General features: G+C 70.3%; 13 protein-coding genes. 10 read left to right on the top strand and 3 right to left on the bottom strand.

What is annotated here, in order from left to right:
* The 5 genes from nuoL to AB4880_RS07130 are packed head-to-tail and all read left to right on the top strand — an operon-like array spanning nt 1 to nt 6,921.
* Complete coding sequence (gene nuoL, locus AB4880_RS07150) at nt 1-1,899, top strand: NADH-quinone oxidoreductase subunit L (RefSeq protein WP_367918671.1); 1,899 nt, start codon at nt 1-3, stop codon at nt 1,897-1,899.
* The gene (locus AB4880_RS07145; RefSeq protein ID WP_367918523.1) at nt 1,896-3,416 is read left to right on the top strand and encodes an NADH-quinone oxidoreductase subunit M; all 1,521 of its coding nucleotides are present in this window, start codon (nt 1,896-1,898) and stop codon (nt 3,414-3,416) included. The genes nuoL and AB4880_RS07145 overlap by 4 nt, the downstream gene beginning before the upstream one ends.
* Nucleotides 3,416-5,017: an NADH-quinone oxidoreductase subunit NuoN gene (gene nuoN / locus AB4880_RS07140; protein ID WP_367918522.1), complete on the top strand. Its 1,602-nt coding sequence runs from the start codon at nt 3,416-3,418 to the stop codon at nt 5,015-5,017. Before AB4880_RS07145 ends, nuoN begins: the two co-directional genes overlap by 1 nt.
* A complete protein-coding gene (locus tag AB4880_RS07135; RefSeq protein WP_367918521.1) occupies nt 5,014-6,036 on the top strand; it encodes a polyprenyl synthetase family protein in 1,023 nt (340 codons plus the stop codon). The genes nuoN and AB4880_RS07135 overlap by 4 nt, the downstream gene beginning before the upstream one ends.
* 48 nt (nt 6,037-6,084) lie before the next feature.
* Complete coding sequence (locus tag AB4880_RS07130; RefSeq protein ID WP_367918520.1) at nt 6,085-6,921, top strand: ERCC4 domain-containing protein; 837 nt, start codon at nt 6,085-6,087, stop codon at nt 6,919-6,921.
* Nucleotides 6,922-7,060: 139 nt separating this feature from the next.
* Here the strand turns inward: AB4880_RS07130 and rarD are convergent, their stop codons facing one another.
* Entirely contained in the window at nt 7,061-7,969 is a 909-nt protein-coding gene (gene rarD / locus AB4880_RS07125) for an EamA family transporter RarD (protein WP_367918519.1), read from the bottom strand.
* Between the two features lie 88 nt (nt 7,970-8,057).
* Here rarD and AB4880_RS07120 point away from each other — a divergent pair, with 88 nt between their 5' ends.
* Nucleotides 8,058-8,456: a hypothetical protein gene (locus tag AB4880_RS07120; RefSeq protein ID WP_367918518.1), complete on the top strand. Its 399-nt coding sequence runs from the start codon at nt 8,058-8,060 to the stop codon at nt 8,454-8,456.
* A 64-nt stretch (nt 8,457-8,520) separates the two neighbouring features.
* Here the strand turns inward: AB4880_RS07120 and AB4880_RS07115 are convergent, their stop codons facing one another.
* Together AB4880_RS07115 and AB4880_RS07110 are read right to left on the bottom strand one after the other, a co-directional pair.
* Complete coding sequence (locus tag AB4880_RS07115) at nt 8,521-9,606, bottom strand: 2-oxoacid:ferredoxin oxidoreductase subunit beta (RefSeq protein WP_367918670.1); 1,086 nt, start codon at nt 9,604-9,606, stop codon at nt 8,521-8,523.
* A 17-nt stretch (nt 9,607-9,623) separates the two neighbouring features.
* Nucleotides 9,624-11,597, bottom strand: a complete 1,974-nt coding sequence (locus AB4880_RS07110) for a 2-oxoacid:acceptor oxidoreductase subunit alpha (RefSeq protein ID WP_367918517.1) — start codon at nt 11,595-11,597, stop codon at nt 9,624-9,626.
* Nucleotides 11,598-11,980: 383 nt separating this feature from the next.
* Here AB4880_RS07110 and AB4880_RS07105 point away from each other — a divergent pair, with 383 nt between their 5' ends.
* Genes AB4880_RS07105 through AB4880_RS07090 form a run of 4 tightly spaced genes read left to right on the top strand, consistent with a single transcriptional unit; the run spans nt 11,981 to nt 15,717 of the window.
* Nucleotides 11,981-13,006, top strand: coding sequence for an extracellular solute-binding protein (locus AB4880_RS07105; protein ID WP_367918516.1), 1,026 nt, complete (start codon nt 11,981-11,983; stop codon nt 13,004-13,006).
* Nucleotides 13,003-13,851, top strand: coding sequence for a sulfate ABC transporter permease subunit CysT (gene cysT / locus AB4880_RS07100; RefSeq protein ID WP_367918515.1), 849 nt, complete (start codon nt 13,003-13,005; stop codon nt 13,849-13,851). The genes AB4880_RS07105 and cysT overlap by 4 nt, the downstream gene beginning before the upstream one ends.
* Nucleotides 13,844-14,692: a sulfate ABC transporter permease gene (locus AB4880_RS07095; RefSeq protein ID WP_367918514.1), complete on the top strand. Its 849-nt coding sequence runs from the start codon at nt 13,844-13,846 to the stop codon at nt 14,690-14,692. The genes cysT and AB4880_RS07095 overlap by 8 nt, the downstream gene beginning before the upstream one ends.
* Nucleotides 14,689-15,717 (top strand): sulfate/molybdate ABC transporter ATP-binding protein, encoded by a 1,029-nt coding sequence (locus tag AB4880_RS07090; protein WP_367918513.1) that lies wholly within the window; start codon nt 14,689-14,691, stop codon nt 15,715-15,717. Before AB4880_RS07095 ends, AB4880_RS07090 begins: the two co-directional genes overlap by 4 nt.
* The last annotated feature ends 280 nt before the right edge of the window (nt 15,718-15,997 follow it).

Raw genomic sequence — 15,997 nt, 5'->3', positions numbered from 1 at the left:
GTGGTCGCGCCGGCCGAGGCCCACGAGGTCTTCGCCCTGCTGTGGCTGATCGTCGCGCTGCCGCTGTTGGGCGCCGCGGTCCTGCTGCTGCTCGGCAACCGCCGTACCCAGGCCTACGGGCACTGGATCGGCCTGGCCACGATCACCGGCTCGTTCGTGCTCAGCCTGGTCATGTTCGTGACCCTGCTGGGACGCGACGCGGGCGAGCGCCAGCTCGCGCAGCACCTGTGGACCTGGATCGACGCCGGTCACCTCGACGTCGGCCTCGACCTGCTCTACGACCCGCTCTCGGCGCTCTTCCTGCTGCTGATCACCGGCGTCGGCGCGCTGATCCACCTCTACTCGGTGGGCTACATGGCGCACGACCCGCGGCGGCCGCGGTTCTTCGCCTACCTCAACCTCTTCGTCGCGGCGATGCTCATGCTCGTCCTCGCCGAGAACTACGTGGGCCTCTTCCTCGGCTGGGAGGGCGTCGGCCTCGCGTCGTACCTGCTCATCGGGTTCTGGCAGCACAAGCCGACGGCGGCGGCCGCGGCCAAGAAGGCGTTCGTCATCAACCGGGTCGGCGACATGGGCCTGGGCCTGGCGATCTTCTTGATGTTCGTCACCTTCGGCACCACGAGCTACAGCGGCGTCAGCGCCCTGTCCGGCGGCGCCACCGACACCACCCTCAACTGGATCGGCGTGCTGCTGCTCCTCGGTGCCTGCGGCAAGTCCGCCCAGGTGCCGCTGCAGGCCTGGCTGCTCGACGCGATGGAGGGCCCGACCCCGGTCTCCGCGCTGATCCACGCGGCCACCATGGTGACCGCGGGCGTCTACCTGATCACCCGCTCCAACTTCATCTTCGAGCTGGCGCCGACCGCGCAGACCGTCGTGGTCATCGTCGCGACGGTGACGCTGCTGTGGGGTGCGATCATCGGTTGCGCCAAGGACGACATCAAGAAGGGCCTGGCCGGCTCCACGATGAGCCAGATCGGCTACATGATGCTCGGCGCCGGCCTCGGCGTCGCGGGCTACGCCTTCGCGATCTTCCACCTGCTGACCCACGGCTTCTTCAAGGCCAACATGTTCCTCGGGGCCGGCTCGGTCATGCACGCGATGGACGACGACGTCGACATGCGCCACTACGGCGCGCTGCAGAAGGCGCTGCCGATCACCTTCGCGACCTTCGCGCTCGGCTTCCTCGCGATCATCGGCATCCCGCCCTTCGCGGGCTTCTGGTCGAAGGACAAGATCATCGAGGTCGCGCTCACCCAGAACCCGGTCGTCGGCGTCTGCGCGCTGCTCGGCGCCGGCGTCACCGGCTTCTACATGACCCGGATGATGCTGATGACCTTCTTCACCAAGAAGCGCTGGCAGAAGGGCGTCCACCCGCACGAGAGCCCGCTGGTGATGACCATCCCGCTGATGGTCCTTGCCGCGCTCTCCGCACTCGGCGGCCTGATGCTCGCCGGCAACTGGATCGTCGACTGGCTCAGCCCGGTCGTCGGCCACGCCGCGCACGAGGAGCCCCCGCTGCCGGTCATCGTGCTGACCCTGATCACCATCGCGGTGGTCGCCGCCGGCGTCGCCCTGGCGTGGGTGCTCGTCGGCCGGCGCGACGTCCCGAAGGTCGCCCCGGCCAAGGTCTCCCTGGCCACTCGCGCCGCCCGTGCCGACCTGTACGGCGACGCGATCAACGACACCCTGGTCGTCAACCCCGGCAAGGCCGTCGTCGGCAGCTTCACCTCCGGCGACCGCACGCTGGTCGACGGGCTCTTCACCGGCGCCGCCACGGTGCTCGCCGGCTCCGGCGAGCTCTTCCGCCGCCTGCAGAACGGCTACGTCCGGTCCTACGCGCTCGGCATCCTCGGCGGCGCCGTCGTCCTCGTCCTCACGCTCGTGGCGGTGAACCTGTGATCCTCTCCCTTCTGGTCTGGCTCCCCATCGCCGGCGCGGTCGCGGTCGCGCTGCTGCCGCGCTCGCTCAGCAAGGTCACCGGCCTCGGGGTCGCGCTCGTGACGCTCGCCATCGGCGTCGGCGTCGCGGCCTCCTACGAGGCCGACGGCGGCCGGCAGTTCGCCGAGGACCACGAGTGGATCAAGGCCTTCGGCGTCCACTACGCCCTCGCCGTCGACGGCCTGGGCCTGCTGCTGGTGCTGCTCACCGTGCTGCTGGTGCCGCTGGTGCTGGGCGCGGAGTGGTTCAAGGCCGACGCCGAAGGCAGCGCCGGAGCGCGCGCCTTCGTCGCCTGGACGCTCGCCCTCGAGGGCCTCTCGCTCGCGGTCTTCTGCGCCACCGACGTCTTCCTCTTCTACGTCGTCTTCGAGGCGACGCTGATCCCGGCCTACTTCCTGGTCGGCGGCTTCGGCCGCGAGGGCCGGGGCGCGGCGGCGCTGAAGTTCCTGATGTTCCAGCTCGCGGGCGGCCTGATCCTGCTCGCGTCGGTCATCGGGCTCTACGTCGTCTCCGCACAGCACGGCGCGCCGTCGTACCTGCTCTCCGACCTGGAGAAGCTCGACATCGGCACCACGCCCGGCCGCTGGCTGTTCTTCGGCTTCTTCATCGCCTTCGCGATCAAGGCGCCGCTGTTCCCGCTGCACACCTGGCTGGCTGACACCACCGAGAAGGCGACACCCGGCACCGGTGTGCTGCTCGTCTGCATCCTCGACAAGATCGGCACCTTCGGGATGATGCGGTTCTGCCTCGGGATCTTCCCCGAGGCGTCGCAGTGGGCCACCCCGCTGGTGATCACGCTGGCGCTGATCTCGATCGTCTACGGCGCGCTCATCGCGATCGGCCAGGACGACATCTTCCGGCTGATCGGTCTCACCTCGCTGAGCCACTTCGGCCTGATCACGCTCGGCATCTTCACCTTCTCGACCCAGGGCAGCACCGGCGCGATCCTCTACATGGTCAACCACGGCCTCGGCACGGCCGCGCTCTTCCTGGTCGCGGGCTATCTCGCCGAGCGCCGCGGCACCACCCTGATCAGCGAGATGGGCGGCCTCGAGAAGGTCACGCCCGTCCTCGCCGGGCTGTTCCTGGTGGCCGGCCTGGCCACCCTGGGCCTGCCCGGTCTCTCGCCGTTCGTCAGTGAGTTCCTGGTGCTGCTGAGCGCCTTCCAGCACGCCTGGTACGTCGGCGCGATCGCGATCACCGCGGTGGTGCTGGCAGCGATCTACGTACTGTGGATGTACCAGCGCACGATGACCGGCCCGACGCCGGCCGAGGTCGAGACCACCCGCGACCTCGGCGTGCGCGAGATCGCCGCGGTCGCCCCGCTGGTGGCGGCGCTGGTGTTCCTCGGGTTCTACCCGGCGCCGCTGCTCGACGTCAGCAACCCGATGGTCGGCGACCTGCTGCAGCAGGTCGGCGTCCGTGATCCGGCGCCGACCGTGCAGAACGTCGTGCACCTCGAGGGGAAGGCCAACTGATGAGCTTCGTGAAGCCCGAGCTCGAGTACACCGAGCTCCTTCCGCTGCTGATCGTCCTCGGCGGCGCCACCCTCGGCGTCCTGCTGGAGGCGTTCCTGCCGCGCGGCAGCCGCCGGGTGCCCCAGGTCGCTCTGGCGCTGCTGACCGTCGTCGGCGCGCTCGTCGCCACGGTCCTGGTCGGCGTCCACCTCGACGTCCACCGGGGCGCGGGCGGCAGCGAGGGCCGCGGTCTGGTCGGCGCGATGGGCAGCGTCGTCATCGACGGCCCGACCGTCTACCTGTGGGGCCTGATCCTGGTCTTCGCGCTCGCCGGCGTGGCGCTCTTCTCCGAGCGCCGGCTCGAGGGCGGCGTGTCCGCCTTCGTCGGCCAGGCGGCCGCGCTGCCGGGCACCGAGGGGGAGCGCGAGGCGTCGACCCGCGGCCTCGACCACACCGAGGTCTACCCGCTGCTGCTCTTCGCGGTGAGCGGCATGCTGCTGTTCCCGGCGTCGGGCGACCTGCTCACCATGTTCGTCGCGCTGGAGATCTTGTCGCTGCCGCTCTACCTGCTCTGTGGTCTGGCGCGCCGTCGCCGCCTGCTGAGCCAGGAGGCGGCGATGAAGTACTTCCTGCTCGGCGCCTTCTCCTCCGGCTTCTTCCTCTACGGCGCCGCGCTGGTCTACGGCTACTCCGGCTCGGTCACCTTCGCCGGCATCAACGAGTCGGTGCGCGCCGGCGCGGCCAACCACGGCCTGCTGCTGGCCGGCATCGCGCTGCTCGCGGTCGGCCTGCTGTTCAAGGTCGGCGCCGCGCCCTTCCAGGCCTGGACCCCCGACGTCTACCAGGGCGCCCCGACCGCGGTCACCGCGTTCATGGCCGCCGGCACCAAGGTCGCCGCCTTCGGCGCCCTGCTCCGCCTGCTCTACGTCGCCTTCGGCGGCGAGCGCTGGAGCTGGGTCCCGATGCTGTGGGTGGTCGCGATCGGCTCGATGGTCCTCGGCGCGGTGCTCGCCATCGTCCAGAACGACGTCAAGCGGATGCTCGCCTACTCCTCGGTCGCCCACACCGGCTTCCTCCTGGTCGGCGTCCTCGGCGTGCAGAGCGCCGGCGAGCTGGCCGACGGGCAGTACACCTCGCTCGAGGGCGTGCTCTTCTACCTGACCACCTACGGCTTCGCCATGATCGGCGCCTTCGCCATCGTCACCCTGGTGCGCGACGCGGGCGGCGAAGCGACGTCCTACCAGCGGTGGGCGGGGCTGGGACGCACGTCGCCGCTCGTCGCGGGCGCCTTCGCCTTCTTCCTGCTGTCGATGGCCGGCATCCCGCTGACCGCCGGCTTCATCGGCAAGTGGGCCGTGTTCACCTCGGCGATGTCGGCGGGCGCCTGGCCCGTCGTCCTGGTGGCGATCGTCTGCAGCATCATGGCGATCACCTTCTACGTGCGGCACATCCGGCTGATGTTCTTCACCGAGCCCGATCCCGACGGCACCGGGGCGGTCACCCGCTCCTCGCCGGCGACCTCCGCGACGGTCGTCGTCTGCCTCGCGGCGACCCTGGTCATGGGCGTTGTGCCGGGCCCGGTTCTCGATCTGGTCACCCGTGCGGGAGACTTCATCAGGTGAACGCACCTGCGAGCCCCGCTGAGCTTGCCCTGCCGATCGACGACACCGCCCTCGCCGACCGGCTGAGGGCGCGGATGGCCACCGTCGAGGAGATGCTCTTCGGCCACGCGACCAGCCGGGCGCCGTACGTCACCGAGGCGGCGCGGCACCTGCTCGCCGCCGGGGGCAAGAGGTTCCGGCCGCTGCTCGTGCTGCTCGCGGCCGAGGCCGGCCCGCGTCCCGAGGCGGCCGAGGTGCTCACCGCGGCATGCGTCGTCGAGATCACCCACGTCGGCTCGCTCTACCACGACGACGTCATGGACGAGGCGGCCCTGCGCCGCGGCGCCGACTCGGCCAACTCGCGCTTCGACAACCTGGTCGCGATCCTCACCGGCGACTTCCTGTTCGCGAAGTCCTCCGAGCTGACCGCCCAGCTCGGCCCGGAGGCGGTTCGCATCCAGGCCGAGACGTTCACCCGCCTCGTCGAGGGCCAGATCCTCGAGACCGTGAAGCCGGGCCCCGACGAGGACGCCCTGGCCCACTACCTCGAGGTCGTCGCCGGCAAGACCGGCTCGCTGATCGCCACCTCGGCCCACTACGGGGCGCTCTTCGCGGGCGCCGCGCCCGAGGTCGTCGCCGCGCTCACCGAGTACGGCGAGCTGGTCGGCACCGCCTTCCAGCTCTCCGACGACATCCTCGACATCGCCTCCGAGACCGAGGAGTCGGGCAAGACCCCCGGCACCGACCTCAAGGAGGGCGTCCCGACCCTCCCGGTGCTGATGGCCCGCGCCTCCACCGACCCCGACGACGCCCGCCTGCTCGAGCTGCTCGACCCCGAGCGCACCGACCTCGCGGCCGACGCCGAGCTGCACGCCGAGGCGCTCGACCTGCTGCGCAAGCACCCGGCGATGGAGCAGGCGAAGACCTACGTCATCGCCCGCGCGCAGGAGGCCAAGCAGCGGCTCCAGGCGCTGCCCGAGGGGTCGGTGCGGACCGCGCTCGAGGCGTTCGCCGACGTGGTCGCCGTCCGGTCTGCCTGAGCGCGCATCGGCGGCGGTGAGCCGCGGCCGTCCGGGTAGCGTCGACATGTGGTCGATGTAGGTCCGGTGCTCGTGGATCACCGCGAGCGGAACAGCTCGATCCCGGATGCCCTGGCAGCAGCCGGCCTCGAGGTGCGGCTGACCGACCTTCCCGTCGGCGACTACGTCCTCGGGCCCGGGCTGGCGGTCGAGCGCAAGGGCCCGAACGATCTCGGCGCCTCCATCCGGGACGGGCGCATCTTCGACCAGGCCGTCCGCCTGCAGTCGGCGTTCGCCCAGGCGGTGCTGCTGGTCGAGGGCGAGCCGCGCGGGATCGCCGAGGATGCCTGGCGCGGCGCCGTGTGCCGGCTGATCGAGGACGGGGTCACCGTGCTGCACAGCCTCGATGCCGAGGACAGCGCGGCCTGGGTGGTCCGGCTGGCGAAGCGCGCCCGCCGCGCCGGGCCGACGACGCTGACGGTGGGGCCGCGGCGAGCCCCGCGCCACCCGTCCGCGCAGGCCGAGGCGATGCTGTCGGTCGTGCCGGGGATCAGCCTCACCATGGCCCGCAGCCTGCTCGCCTCCTACGGCAGCCTGGCCGCCGTCGCCGCGGCTGCACCCGACGGCTTGCGGTCGCACCCGGGCATCGGCCGGGTGCGCGCTGCCCGGCTCGCCGACGCCCTGCACGGCGGCTACGTCGCGCCGCACGACCGTGAGCCCGATCCGGCGAGGCCCGTTCGCGGTGCCCGACCGCCGCGCCGCTGGATCCTGGTCGGCCCCGGCGCCCGCGGGGAGTCGGAGTCGTTCGATCGCCGGGCCGTCGCGCTGCGAGCTCTCCTCTCTGCCGCCGCCGGCACCCAGCTGATCGACGGCCTCACCGGCGAGGTGTCCGCGACGGCCCGCTGATCGGCAGCGCCTGTCACCAGCGCGGCCGATACCTGGCGCAGAACCCTCGTGAAAGTCTACTGATCCGGATAACTTTGGCGTGTCGCGTCCGGCGGCGACGTGCACCCCGTCGCTGCCGTACGCGGCGCTCGGCGCGTGCTCAGACCGCCGCGGCCTCCGCCGAGCGGGCCAGCTCCTGCCGGTGGTTGCGGACCGCCTCGACGCTGAACACCACCAGCGCCAGCCACACCAGCCCGAAGCCGATCCAGCGCCCGGGTGGCATGTGCTCGCCCAGCAGCGTGATGCCGAACGCGAACTGCAGGGTCGGGGTGAGGTACTGCAGCAGGCCGAGCGTGGTCATCGGGATCCGGGTCGCGGCGGCGCCGAAGCACAGCAGCGGGATCGCGGTCACGATGCCGCTGGCGACGAGCAGCGTCACGTGGCCGGCGCCGTCGCCGAGGAAGTGGGCGCGGCCTGCCGCGCCGAGCCAGACCAGGTAGCCGAGCGCGAAGGGCGCGATGGTCGCCGTCTCGAAGGTGAGGCTCTCGATCGCGCCCACGTTGGCCGACTTCTTCGCCAGGCCGTAGGTGCCGAACGAGAACGCCAGCACCAGCGCGATGACCGGTGGCCGGCCGTAGTCGGCGGTCAGCACCGCCACCGCCAGGAAGCCGATGCCGAGCGCGACCCACTGCGCCGGGCGCAGCCGCTCGCCGAGGACGAGGACGCCGAGCAGCACGGTCACCAGCGGGTTGATGAAGTAGCCGAGAGAGGTCTCGACCACGCGGTCGCTGTTGACGCCGTAGATGTAGGTGCCCCAGTTGATCGTGATGGTGATCGCGGCGACCACCAGCAGCAGGGACGTACGACGGCTCCGAAGCACCGCGCGCAGCGCCGCCGTACGACGCAGCGCGACGAGGAGGACGCCCATCACGACCAGCGACCACACCATCCGGTGGGCCAGGATCTCGACCGGGCCGCTCGGGTGGAGCAGCGGCCAGTACAGCGGGAACGCGCCCCAGAGCAGGTACGCCAGGAAGCCCAGCAGGAGGCCACGGCGACTGTCGGACACATTCAGACCCTAACGACCGGTTTCAGCGTCGCGAACCCCGGGCACGAGGGCTCTGTCTCTGAACATCTATCTCGAGGGGGACCCATCCATGCGATTCATTCGCACCATCACGCTGCTCGTCGCCGCGCTCACGGCCACTCTGCTGGGGCTCAGCGTCGCGCCGTCCCAGGCCGCGCCGTCGGTCGGCCAGACCGCCGCAGTCCAGTACCACGTGGTCAACAACCTGTCCGCAGGTGAGATCCGCAACAGCGGCAAGTTCAAGGTCAGCGGCAACGCGATCACCTACAAGGGCAAGAAGGTCATCCTGCAGCGCAAGAACCCGGGCGGTTCCTGGCGCACCTACACGCGCAAGGCGACCTCGGTGACCACCGGTCACTTCCGGATCCGGTTCGACGGCCGCTGCGGCAGCGCGTGGCGCATCGTGCTCAAGGCGTCGGGACCCTACGCCAAGACCACGATCAAGATCGGCAAGATCCGCTGCTACTGATCAGCAGCCCAGCATGACGAAGGGCCCCGCCATCGGCGGGGCCCTTCGTTTGTCCGGCTCGAGGTCAGTCGATCGTCCAGGTGTCGCCCGCGCCGATGAGCTGGGCGAGCCGCTCCTCGGGCGTGCCCTTGCCGGCGACGGCCTCGGTGGCGGTGGCGACCTGAGCGCGCGCCTGGTCGTCGTACGTCGGGCGGTCGACCTGGCGGAAGATGCCGATCGGGCTGCGGTTGAGGTAGCCCGCGTCGGTCAGCCGCGAGATCGCGAAGGCGGTCGACGGGTCGGGGTTGTGGGCGTCGTGGACCAGGATCGCCTCGGCGGCGACGGACGCCGTCTCGACGACCTCGACGCCACCGGATGCGGCACGGACGAGCGCCTTGTCGCCCAGGCCGGTCTCGTCGGAGCGCACGCCGAACGTGATCGGCTCACCGTGGGTGAGCGGGATGATCGCGTGGTCCTTGGTCTCGTTGTCCTTGATCGCGTCGAACGCGCCGTCGTTGAAGATCGGGCAGTTCTGGTAGATCTCGACGAACGAGGTGCCGCGGTGCGCGGCGGCGGCCGCGAGGACGGCGGTCAGGTGCTTGCGGTCGCTGTCGATGGTGCGGGCCACGAAGGTCGCCTCGGCGCCCAGCGCCAGCGAGACCGGGTTGAACGGGTGGTCGATCGAGCCCACGGGGGTGGACTTGGTGACCTTGCCGGTCTCGGAGGTGGGGGAGTACTGGCCCTTGGTGAGGCCGTAGATCCGGTTGTTGAACAGCAGGATCGTCATATTGACGTTGCGGCGCAGCGCGTGGATCAGGTGGTTGCCGCCGATGGAGAGCGCATCGCCGTCGCCGGTGACGACCCAGACGTTGAGGTCCTCGCGGGCGGTGGCGATGCCGGTGGCGATCGACGGCGCGCGGCCGTGGATCGAGTGCATCCCGTAGGTGTCGAGGTAGTAGGGGAAGCGCGAGGAGCAGCCGATGCCGGAGACGAAGACGATGTTCTCGCGGCGCAGGCCCAGGTCGGGCAGGAAGGACTGGACGGCCTTGAGGACGGCGTAGTCACCGCACCCGGGGCACCAGCGGACCTCCTGGTCGCTGGAGAAGTCCTTGCCGGTCTGCTTCTCGCCCTCGGCGATCGGCGGGACCAGGGACGTGCCGAGCAGCGGCATGGGCAGGTCGATGGTGCTCACTGGGGCACCTCCTCGTGGTCAGCAGGGGCGTTGATTCCGTGCTCGCCCAGGTCGACGTCGCGGCCCTCGGCCTCGCCGACCAGGGCGCCGACGGCCTCGGCGAGCTCGGCGGCCTTGAGTGGGAGACCGTAGACGTGGTTGTAGCCGACGGCGTCGACGAGGTACTCGGCGCGCAGCAGGCGGGAGAGCTGGCCGAGGTTCATCTCGGGGACCAGCACCTTGTCGTAGCGCTTGAGGATCTCGCCGAGGTCCTTGGGGAACGGGTTGAGGTGGCGCAGGTGGACCTGGGCCACGTTGTAGCCGGCGCGGCGCACGCGGCGGCAGGCGGCGCCGATCGGGCCGTAGGTCGAGCCCCAGCCGATGACGAGCACCTTGGCCTCGCCGGAGGGGTCGTCGATCTCGAGCGGCGGGAGGGAGTCGGCGATCCGCTGCACCTTCTCGGCGCGGATGCGGACCATCCGGTCGTGGTTGGCGGGGTCGTAGGAGATGTTGCCGTGGCCCTCGCCCTTCTCGAGACCGCCGATGCGGTGCTCGAGGCCGGCGGTGCCGGGGATCGCCCACGGGCGGGCGAGGGTGTCCTCGTCGCGCAGGTAGGGCCAGAACTCCTTCGCCCCGTCGCCCTTGTCGTGGTTGGCCTCGGTGGCGAAGTTCGCCTCGATCCTCGGCAGGTCCTCGACGGACGGGATCGCCCACGGCTCGGAGCCGTTGGCGAGGTAGCCGTCGGAGAGCAGGAAGACGGGGGTGCGGTAGGTGATCGCGATCCGGGCGGCCTCGACGGCCGCGGCGAAGCAGTCGCCGGGCGACTGCGGCGCGACGATCGGCACGGGGGCCTCGCCGTTGCGCCCGTACATGGCCTGCAGCAGGTCGGCCTGCTCGGTCTTGGTCGGCAGGCCCGTGGAGGGGCCGCCGCGCTGGACGTTGACGATCACGAGCGGCAGCTCGGTCATCACCGCGAGGCCGATCGCCTCGGACTTGAGCGCGATGCCGGGGCCCGAGGTGGTGGTGATCGCGAGCTGGCCGGCGAAGGCCGCGCCGATGGCGGCGCCGATGCCCGCGATCTCGTCCTCGGCCTGCAGCGTGGTCACGCCGAAGCCCTTGTGCTTGGACAGCTCGTGGAGGATGTCGGAGGCCGGGGTGATCGGGTAGGAGCCCAGGAAGACCGGCAGGTCGGAGCGCACGCCCGCGGCGACGAGGCCGTAGGACAGGGCCAGGTTGCCGGTGATGTTGCGGTAGGTGCCGGGCTGCATCTTGGCCGGCTTGATCTCGTACTGGACGACGAAGGTCTCGGTGGTCTCGCCGTAGTTCCAGCCGGCCTTGAAGGCGGCGACGTTGGCGCCGAGGATGTCGGCGACCTTGGCGAACTTCTTCTCCAGGAACGCGATGGTCGGCTCGGTCGGGCGGCCGTACATCCACGACAGCAGGCCGAGGGCGAACATGTTCTTCGCGCGGGCGGCGTCCTTGCGGGACAGGCCGAACTCCTTGACCGCCTCGACGGTGATGCCGGTGAGGTCGACCGGCTGCACCTGGAAGCCGGCCAGCTCATTGACACTGTCGTCGACCGCTTCATAATCCGGGCCCAGCTTGTCGAGCGGGTTCGACGTGTAGCCGGCCTTGTCGAGGTTGCGCTTGGTGAAGTCGTGGGTGTCGACGATGATCGTCGCGCCCTTGGGCAGGTCGCCCAGGTTGGCCTTGAGCGCCGCCGGGTTCATCGCGACCAGGACGTCGGGCCGGTCGCCGGCCGTGAGGATGTCGTGATCGGCGAAGTGGATCTGGAACGACGAGACGCCGGGGATGGTGCCCTGGGGCGCCCGGATCTCGGCGGGGAAGTTGGGCAGGGTCACCAGGTCGTTGCCGAAGACGGCCGACTCCTGGGTGAACCGGTCACCGGTCAGCTGCATGCCGTCGCCGGAGTCCCCGGCGAACCGGATGATCACCCGATCCAGCTGCTTGACCTGCTTGGTCTGGCTCACGCCTGCTCCACTTCTCTCGACTTCGGCGCCGGCCGCGTGATGACGGCCGTTGCGGGAGGTGCCTCGATTCTAGAGTCCATCTAGAACACGTTCCACTTTTCGCGACACCTGTTCGTTTCGCGCCTGAGCCGCCCGTTCGGCGCGGCCTCCCCAGGGTAGTCCGCCGGTGTCGCGCGCTCCGCCTCGTGCCGCCTGGTGAGCGGCTGTCGCGCGCTCGCTCGCGCTCGCGGAACGCCGTACTGCTGGCGGTCCGTGACCTCGGTCACCTGCGCTCGTCGATTTGTCTACGAGCAAGTCGGTTAATTCACTAATGTGTATTATTACGATCTAGTTTGAACGTGAGCCGGGCCCGAGGCCGGGCCCCGATGCGAGGAATGGGTGCAATGAAGCGATCGATCAAGGCTGTCGCGGTAGGCGTGCTGGGTGCACTGGCCTTCACGGCCTGCAGCAGTGCTGGAGGGTCCGACACCGGCAAGACGATCAACATCGTCGGCTTCGCGGTGCCGGAGGCGGCCAACCAGGCTGCGGCGAAGGAGTTCAACAAGACCGACGCCGGCACGGACGTCCGGTTCTCCGGCTCGTACGGCCCCTCGGGTGACCAGAGCCGCAAGGTCGCCGACACCAAGGGCAAGGACGTCGACTACGTCGTCTTCTCCCTCGAGCCCGACATGACCCGCCTCGTGGACGCCGGCCTGGTCGACCCGACCTGGAACCAGGGCCCCAACAAGGGCATCGTCTCCAAGTCGGTCGCCGTCATCGCCGTGCAGAAGGGCAACCCGCTCGGCATCCAGGACTGGAGCGACCTGACCCGCCCCGACGTCAAGATCGTCACCCCCGACCCGGCCAGCTCCGGCTCGGCCAAGTGGAACGTGCTCGCGCTCTACACCGCCGCCAAGGCGCAGGGCGACAACGAGCAGCAGGCCGACCAGTTCCTGACCAAGGTCTTCAAGAACGTCACCACCTGGGCGGCCAGCGGACGCGAGGCGACCGAGGCATTCAAGAAGGGCGTCGGCAACGTGCTGCTCACCTACGAGAACGAGGCGATCCTGGCCAAGCAGAAGGGTGAGTCGCTCGACTACATCGTCCCCAACCACACCTTCCTGATCGAGAACCCAGGCGCCGTCCTCAAGGGCGCCAACCCGGTCGCGAAGGACTGGCTCGACTTCATCCTCAGCGACAAGGGCCAGACCGCCTTCGTCGAGAAGGGCTTCCGCCCGGTCGGCAACCTGGACATCTCGGGCATCAAGGTCGAGGGCGCCAACGACCCGAGCAACCCGTTCCCGACGCCGAAGTCGCTGAGCACCGTCGCCGACCTCGGCGGCTGGTCCGCCATCAACGCCGAGTGGTTCGGCAAGGACGGCCAGAAGCTCCGCTTCGACAAGCTGTACGCCGAAGCGACCAAGAAGTGACCGACACCCTGGTCGCACCCCCTGGACCGGCGCGCTCGACGCGCCGGTCCAGCGGGCTGTTCCGCCTCACCCCGACCTCGGGTGTCGGGCTGGGGGCGGCGCTGGTCTGGTTCAGCGTCCTGGTGCTGCTGCCGCTCGCCGCGGTCGTGGGGGCGGCGGCCGCGGGCGGCTGGGGTTCCTTCTGGAACACCCTCACCGACGCGCAGACCTTCGCCGCGCTGCGGCTCACCGTCGTCGAGGCGGCGCTCGTCACCGTGGCGAACGCAGTCATCGGCACGATCGTGGCCTGGGTCCTGGTCCGCGACCAGTTCTTCGGCAAGCGGATCCTCGACGTCGTCATCGACATCCCGTTCGCGCTGCCGACGATCGTCGCCGGCCTGGTGCTGCTGACCCTGTACGGACCCGAGAGCCCGGTGGGCATCAACATCGTGAACACCCGCCAGGGCATCTTCCTGGCGCTGCTGTTCGTGACCCTGCCGTTCGTCGTCCGCACGGTGCAGCCGGTGCTGCTCGAGCTCGACGCCGACGTCGAGGAGGCCGCCGCGTCGTTGGGCGCCTCGCGGGCGACCACCTTCCGGCGGATCATCCTGCCGAGCCTGGTGCCGGCGATCGCGGCCGGCTCTTCGCTGGGCTTCGCGCGCGCGATCAGCGAGTTCGGGTCGCTGGTGCTCATCTCCGGCAACACGCCGTACGAGACCGAGGTCGCGTCGCTGAAGATCCTCAAGTTCATCGAGGGCGACAACCAGGCGGGCGCGGCGGCGGTCGCCGTCCTGCTGCTCCTGGTCGCGATCGTGACGATCGTGGCGCTCGACCTCATCGCGCGGAGGGTGGCGCGCCGTGGCTGACACCCGACAGATCAGGTCCCGCAAGGGGCCGGTGACCTACCTGCTGCGGACCTTCGTGATCGCCTACCTGGCGGTGCTCGTGGTCTGGCCGCTCTACGAGGTGACCGCGCGGACCTTCGCCCCGCTCGAGCGCGGCGCGGCGTCCGGCATCGGGCCCTTCCTCGAGCGCCTGCAGGACCCGTCGGTGACCTACGCCTTCGGGCTGACCGCGACCTGCGCGTTCTGGGCGGTCGTCATCAACACCGTGTTCGGCGTCGGCATCTCGCTGCTGCTCGTGCGCTACCAGTTCCCGGGACGACGGATCCTCTCGGTGCTCGTCGACCTGCCGATGTCGGTCTCGCCGGTCGTCGTCGGTCTCGCGCTGGTGCTGGCCTACAGCAGCGGCAAGGGCTGGTTCGGCGGTGCGCTGGAGGCGGCGGGCGTCTTCATCATCGGCAGCACGCCGGGCATGATCATGGCCACCGCCTTCGTCAGCCTGCCGCTCGTCATCCGCGAGGTCGTGCCCGTGCTGGAGGAGATCGGCACCGACGCCGAGCTCGCCGCCAGCAGCCTCGGCGCCGACGGTTGGCAGATCTTCCGCCGGATCACCCTGCCCAGCATCAAGTGGGCGGTCGTGTACGGCGTGGTGCTCAGCCTGGCGCGCTCGCTCGGCGAGTTCGGCGCGGTCAAGATCGTCAGCCCCGGCGCCGCCTTCCGTGGCGAGACCGCCACCCTCCTCATCCAGAACCGCTACTCCAACTACGAGGAGCCCACGGCGTACGCCGCCGCATTCGTGCTCGTGCTGGCGTCCGTGCTGGCCCTCGTGGTCGTCTCGCTGATCCGCAAGGAGGATCGCTCATGAGCATCGAAGTACGAGGTGTCGGGAAGCGCTACGGCGACTTCGTGGCGCTCGACGACATCAACGTCTCCCTGCCCACCGGCCAGCTGACCGCCCTGCTTGGGCCGAGCGGCGGCGGCAAGTCCACCCTGCTGCGGATCATCGCGGGACTCGAGACCGCCGACACCGGCTCGGTGGAGATCGAGGGCGCCGATGCGACCAAGCTGCCGCCGCAGAAGCGCAACGTCGGCTTCGTGTTCCAGCACTACGCCGTGTTCAAGCACATGTCGGTGGCCAAGAACGTCGCCTTCGGCCTGGAGATCCGCGCGCACGGGGGGCTTCGCCCCCCGTGGACCCCCCAGAAGCGTCGCGACAAGGAGCGCATTGCTCAGAAGGTCGCCGAGCTGCTCGAGCTCGTCCACCTCTCGCAGTTCGCCCACCGGCTGCCCTCGCAGCTCTCCGGCGGCCAGCGCCAGCGCCTCGCCCTGGCCCGCGCACTCGCCGTCGAGCCGTCGGTGCTGCTGCTCGACGAGCCCTTCGGCGCGCTCGACGCCAAGGTCCGCAAGGAGCTGCGCGACTGGCTGCGCCGGCTGCACGACGAGGTTCACGTGACGACCGTCTTCGTCACCCACGACCAGGAGGAGGCGCTCGAGGTCGCCGACGAGATCGTCGTCATCAACGAGGGGCGGATCGAGCAGATCGGCACGCCCGACCAGCTCTACGACGAGCCGGCCAACGACTTCGTGATGGGCTTCCTCGGCGAGGTCACCCGCCTCGGGCCGCTGGCGCTGCGCCCCCACGACATCGAGGTCGCCGTCGCCCCCGGCGTCGTCGGGTCCACGCCGGGCGTCGTCCGGCGGGCGCTGCGGGTCGGCTTCGAGATGCGGCTGACCGTCGACGTCGAGGGGCAGGCGGAGCCGGTGCTCGTCGTCCTGTCGCGCACGCACGCGCGGGCGCTGGATCTCGAGCTGGGAAGCCGGGTGTGGCTGAGCCCGACCACCGGCGCGACCGCGGTGGCGGTGCCGGCGCTGGGCGGGGTGTCCGTCTAGGGGGTGGGCCGCCGCGGCGGCTTGTAACTCGGTGTCCGTGTATCTACCTGGGGCTCATGACGTGTCATGGCGCCGTGGTGGATGCACGGACACCGAGTTACATATCGATCCGCCACGGGGCGCCGGCCGCCTCCGCCCGCGCCGAGCGGGTGCGCCGCCGCGCCTTGTAACTCGGTGTCCGTACATCTACCTGGGGCTCATGACGTGTCACAGCACCGTGGTGGATGCACGGACACCGAGTTACATAACAGCCCTCCCCAGAGAGCTGGCCGCCGCCGCC

This window comes from Nocardioides ginsengisoli, from assembly GCF_039537225.1.
Classification (GTDB): Bacteria; Actinomycetota; Actinomycetes; order Propionibacteriales; family Nocardioidaceae; genus Nocardioides; species Nocardioides ginsengisoli.
The sequence above is the reverse complement of the archived record's forward strand: the minus strand, read 5'-3'. Positions and strand labels throughout refer to the sequence as shown.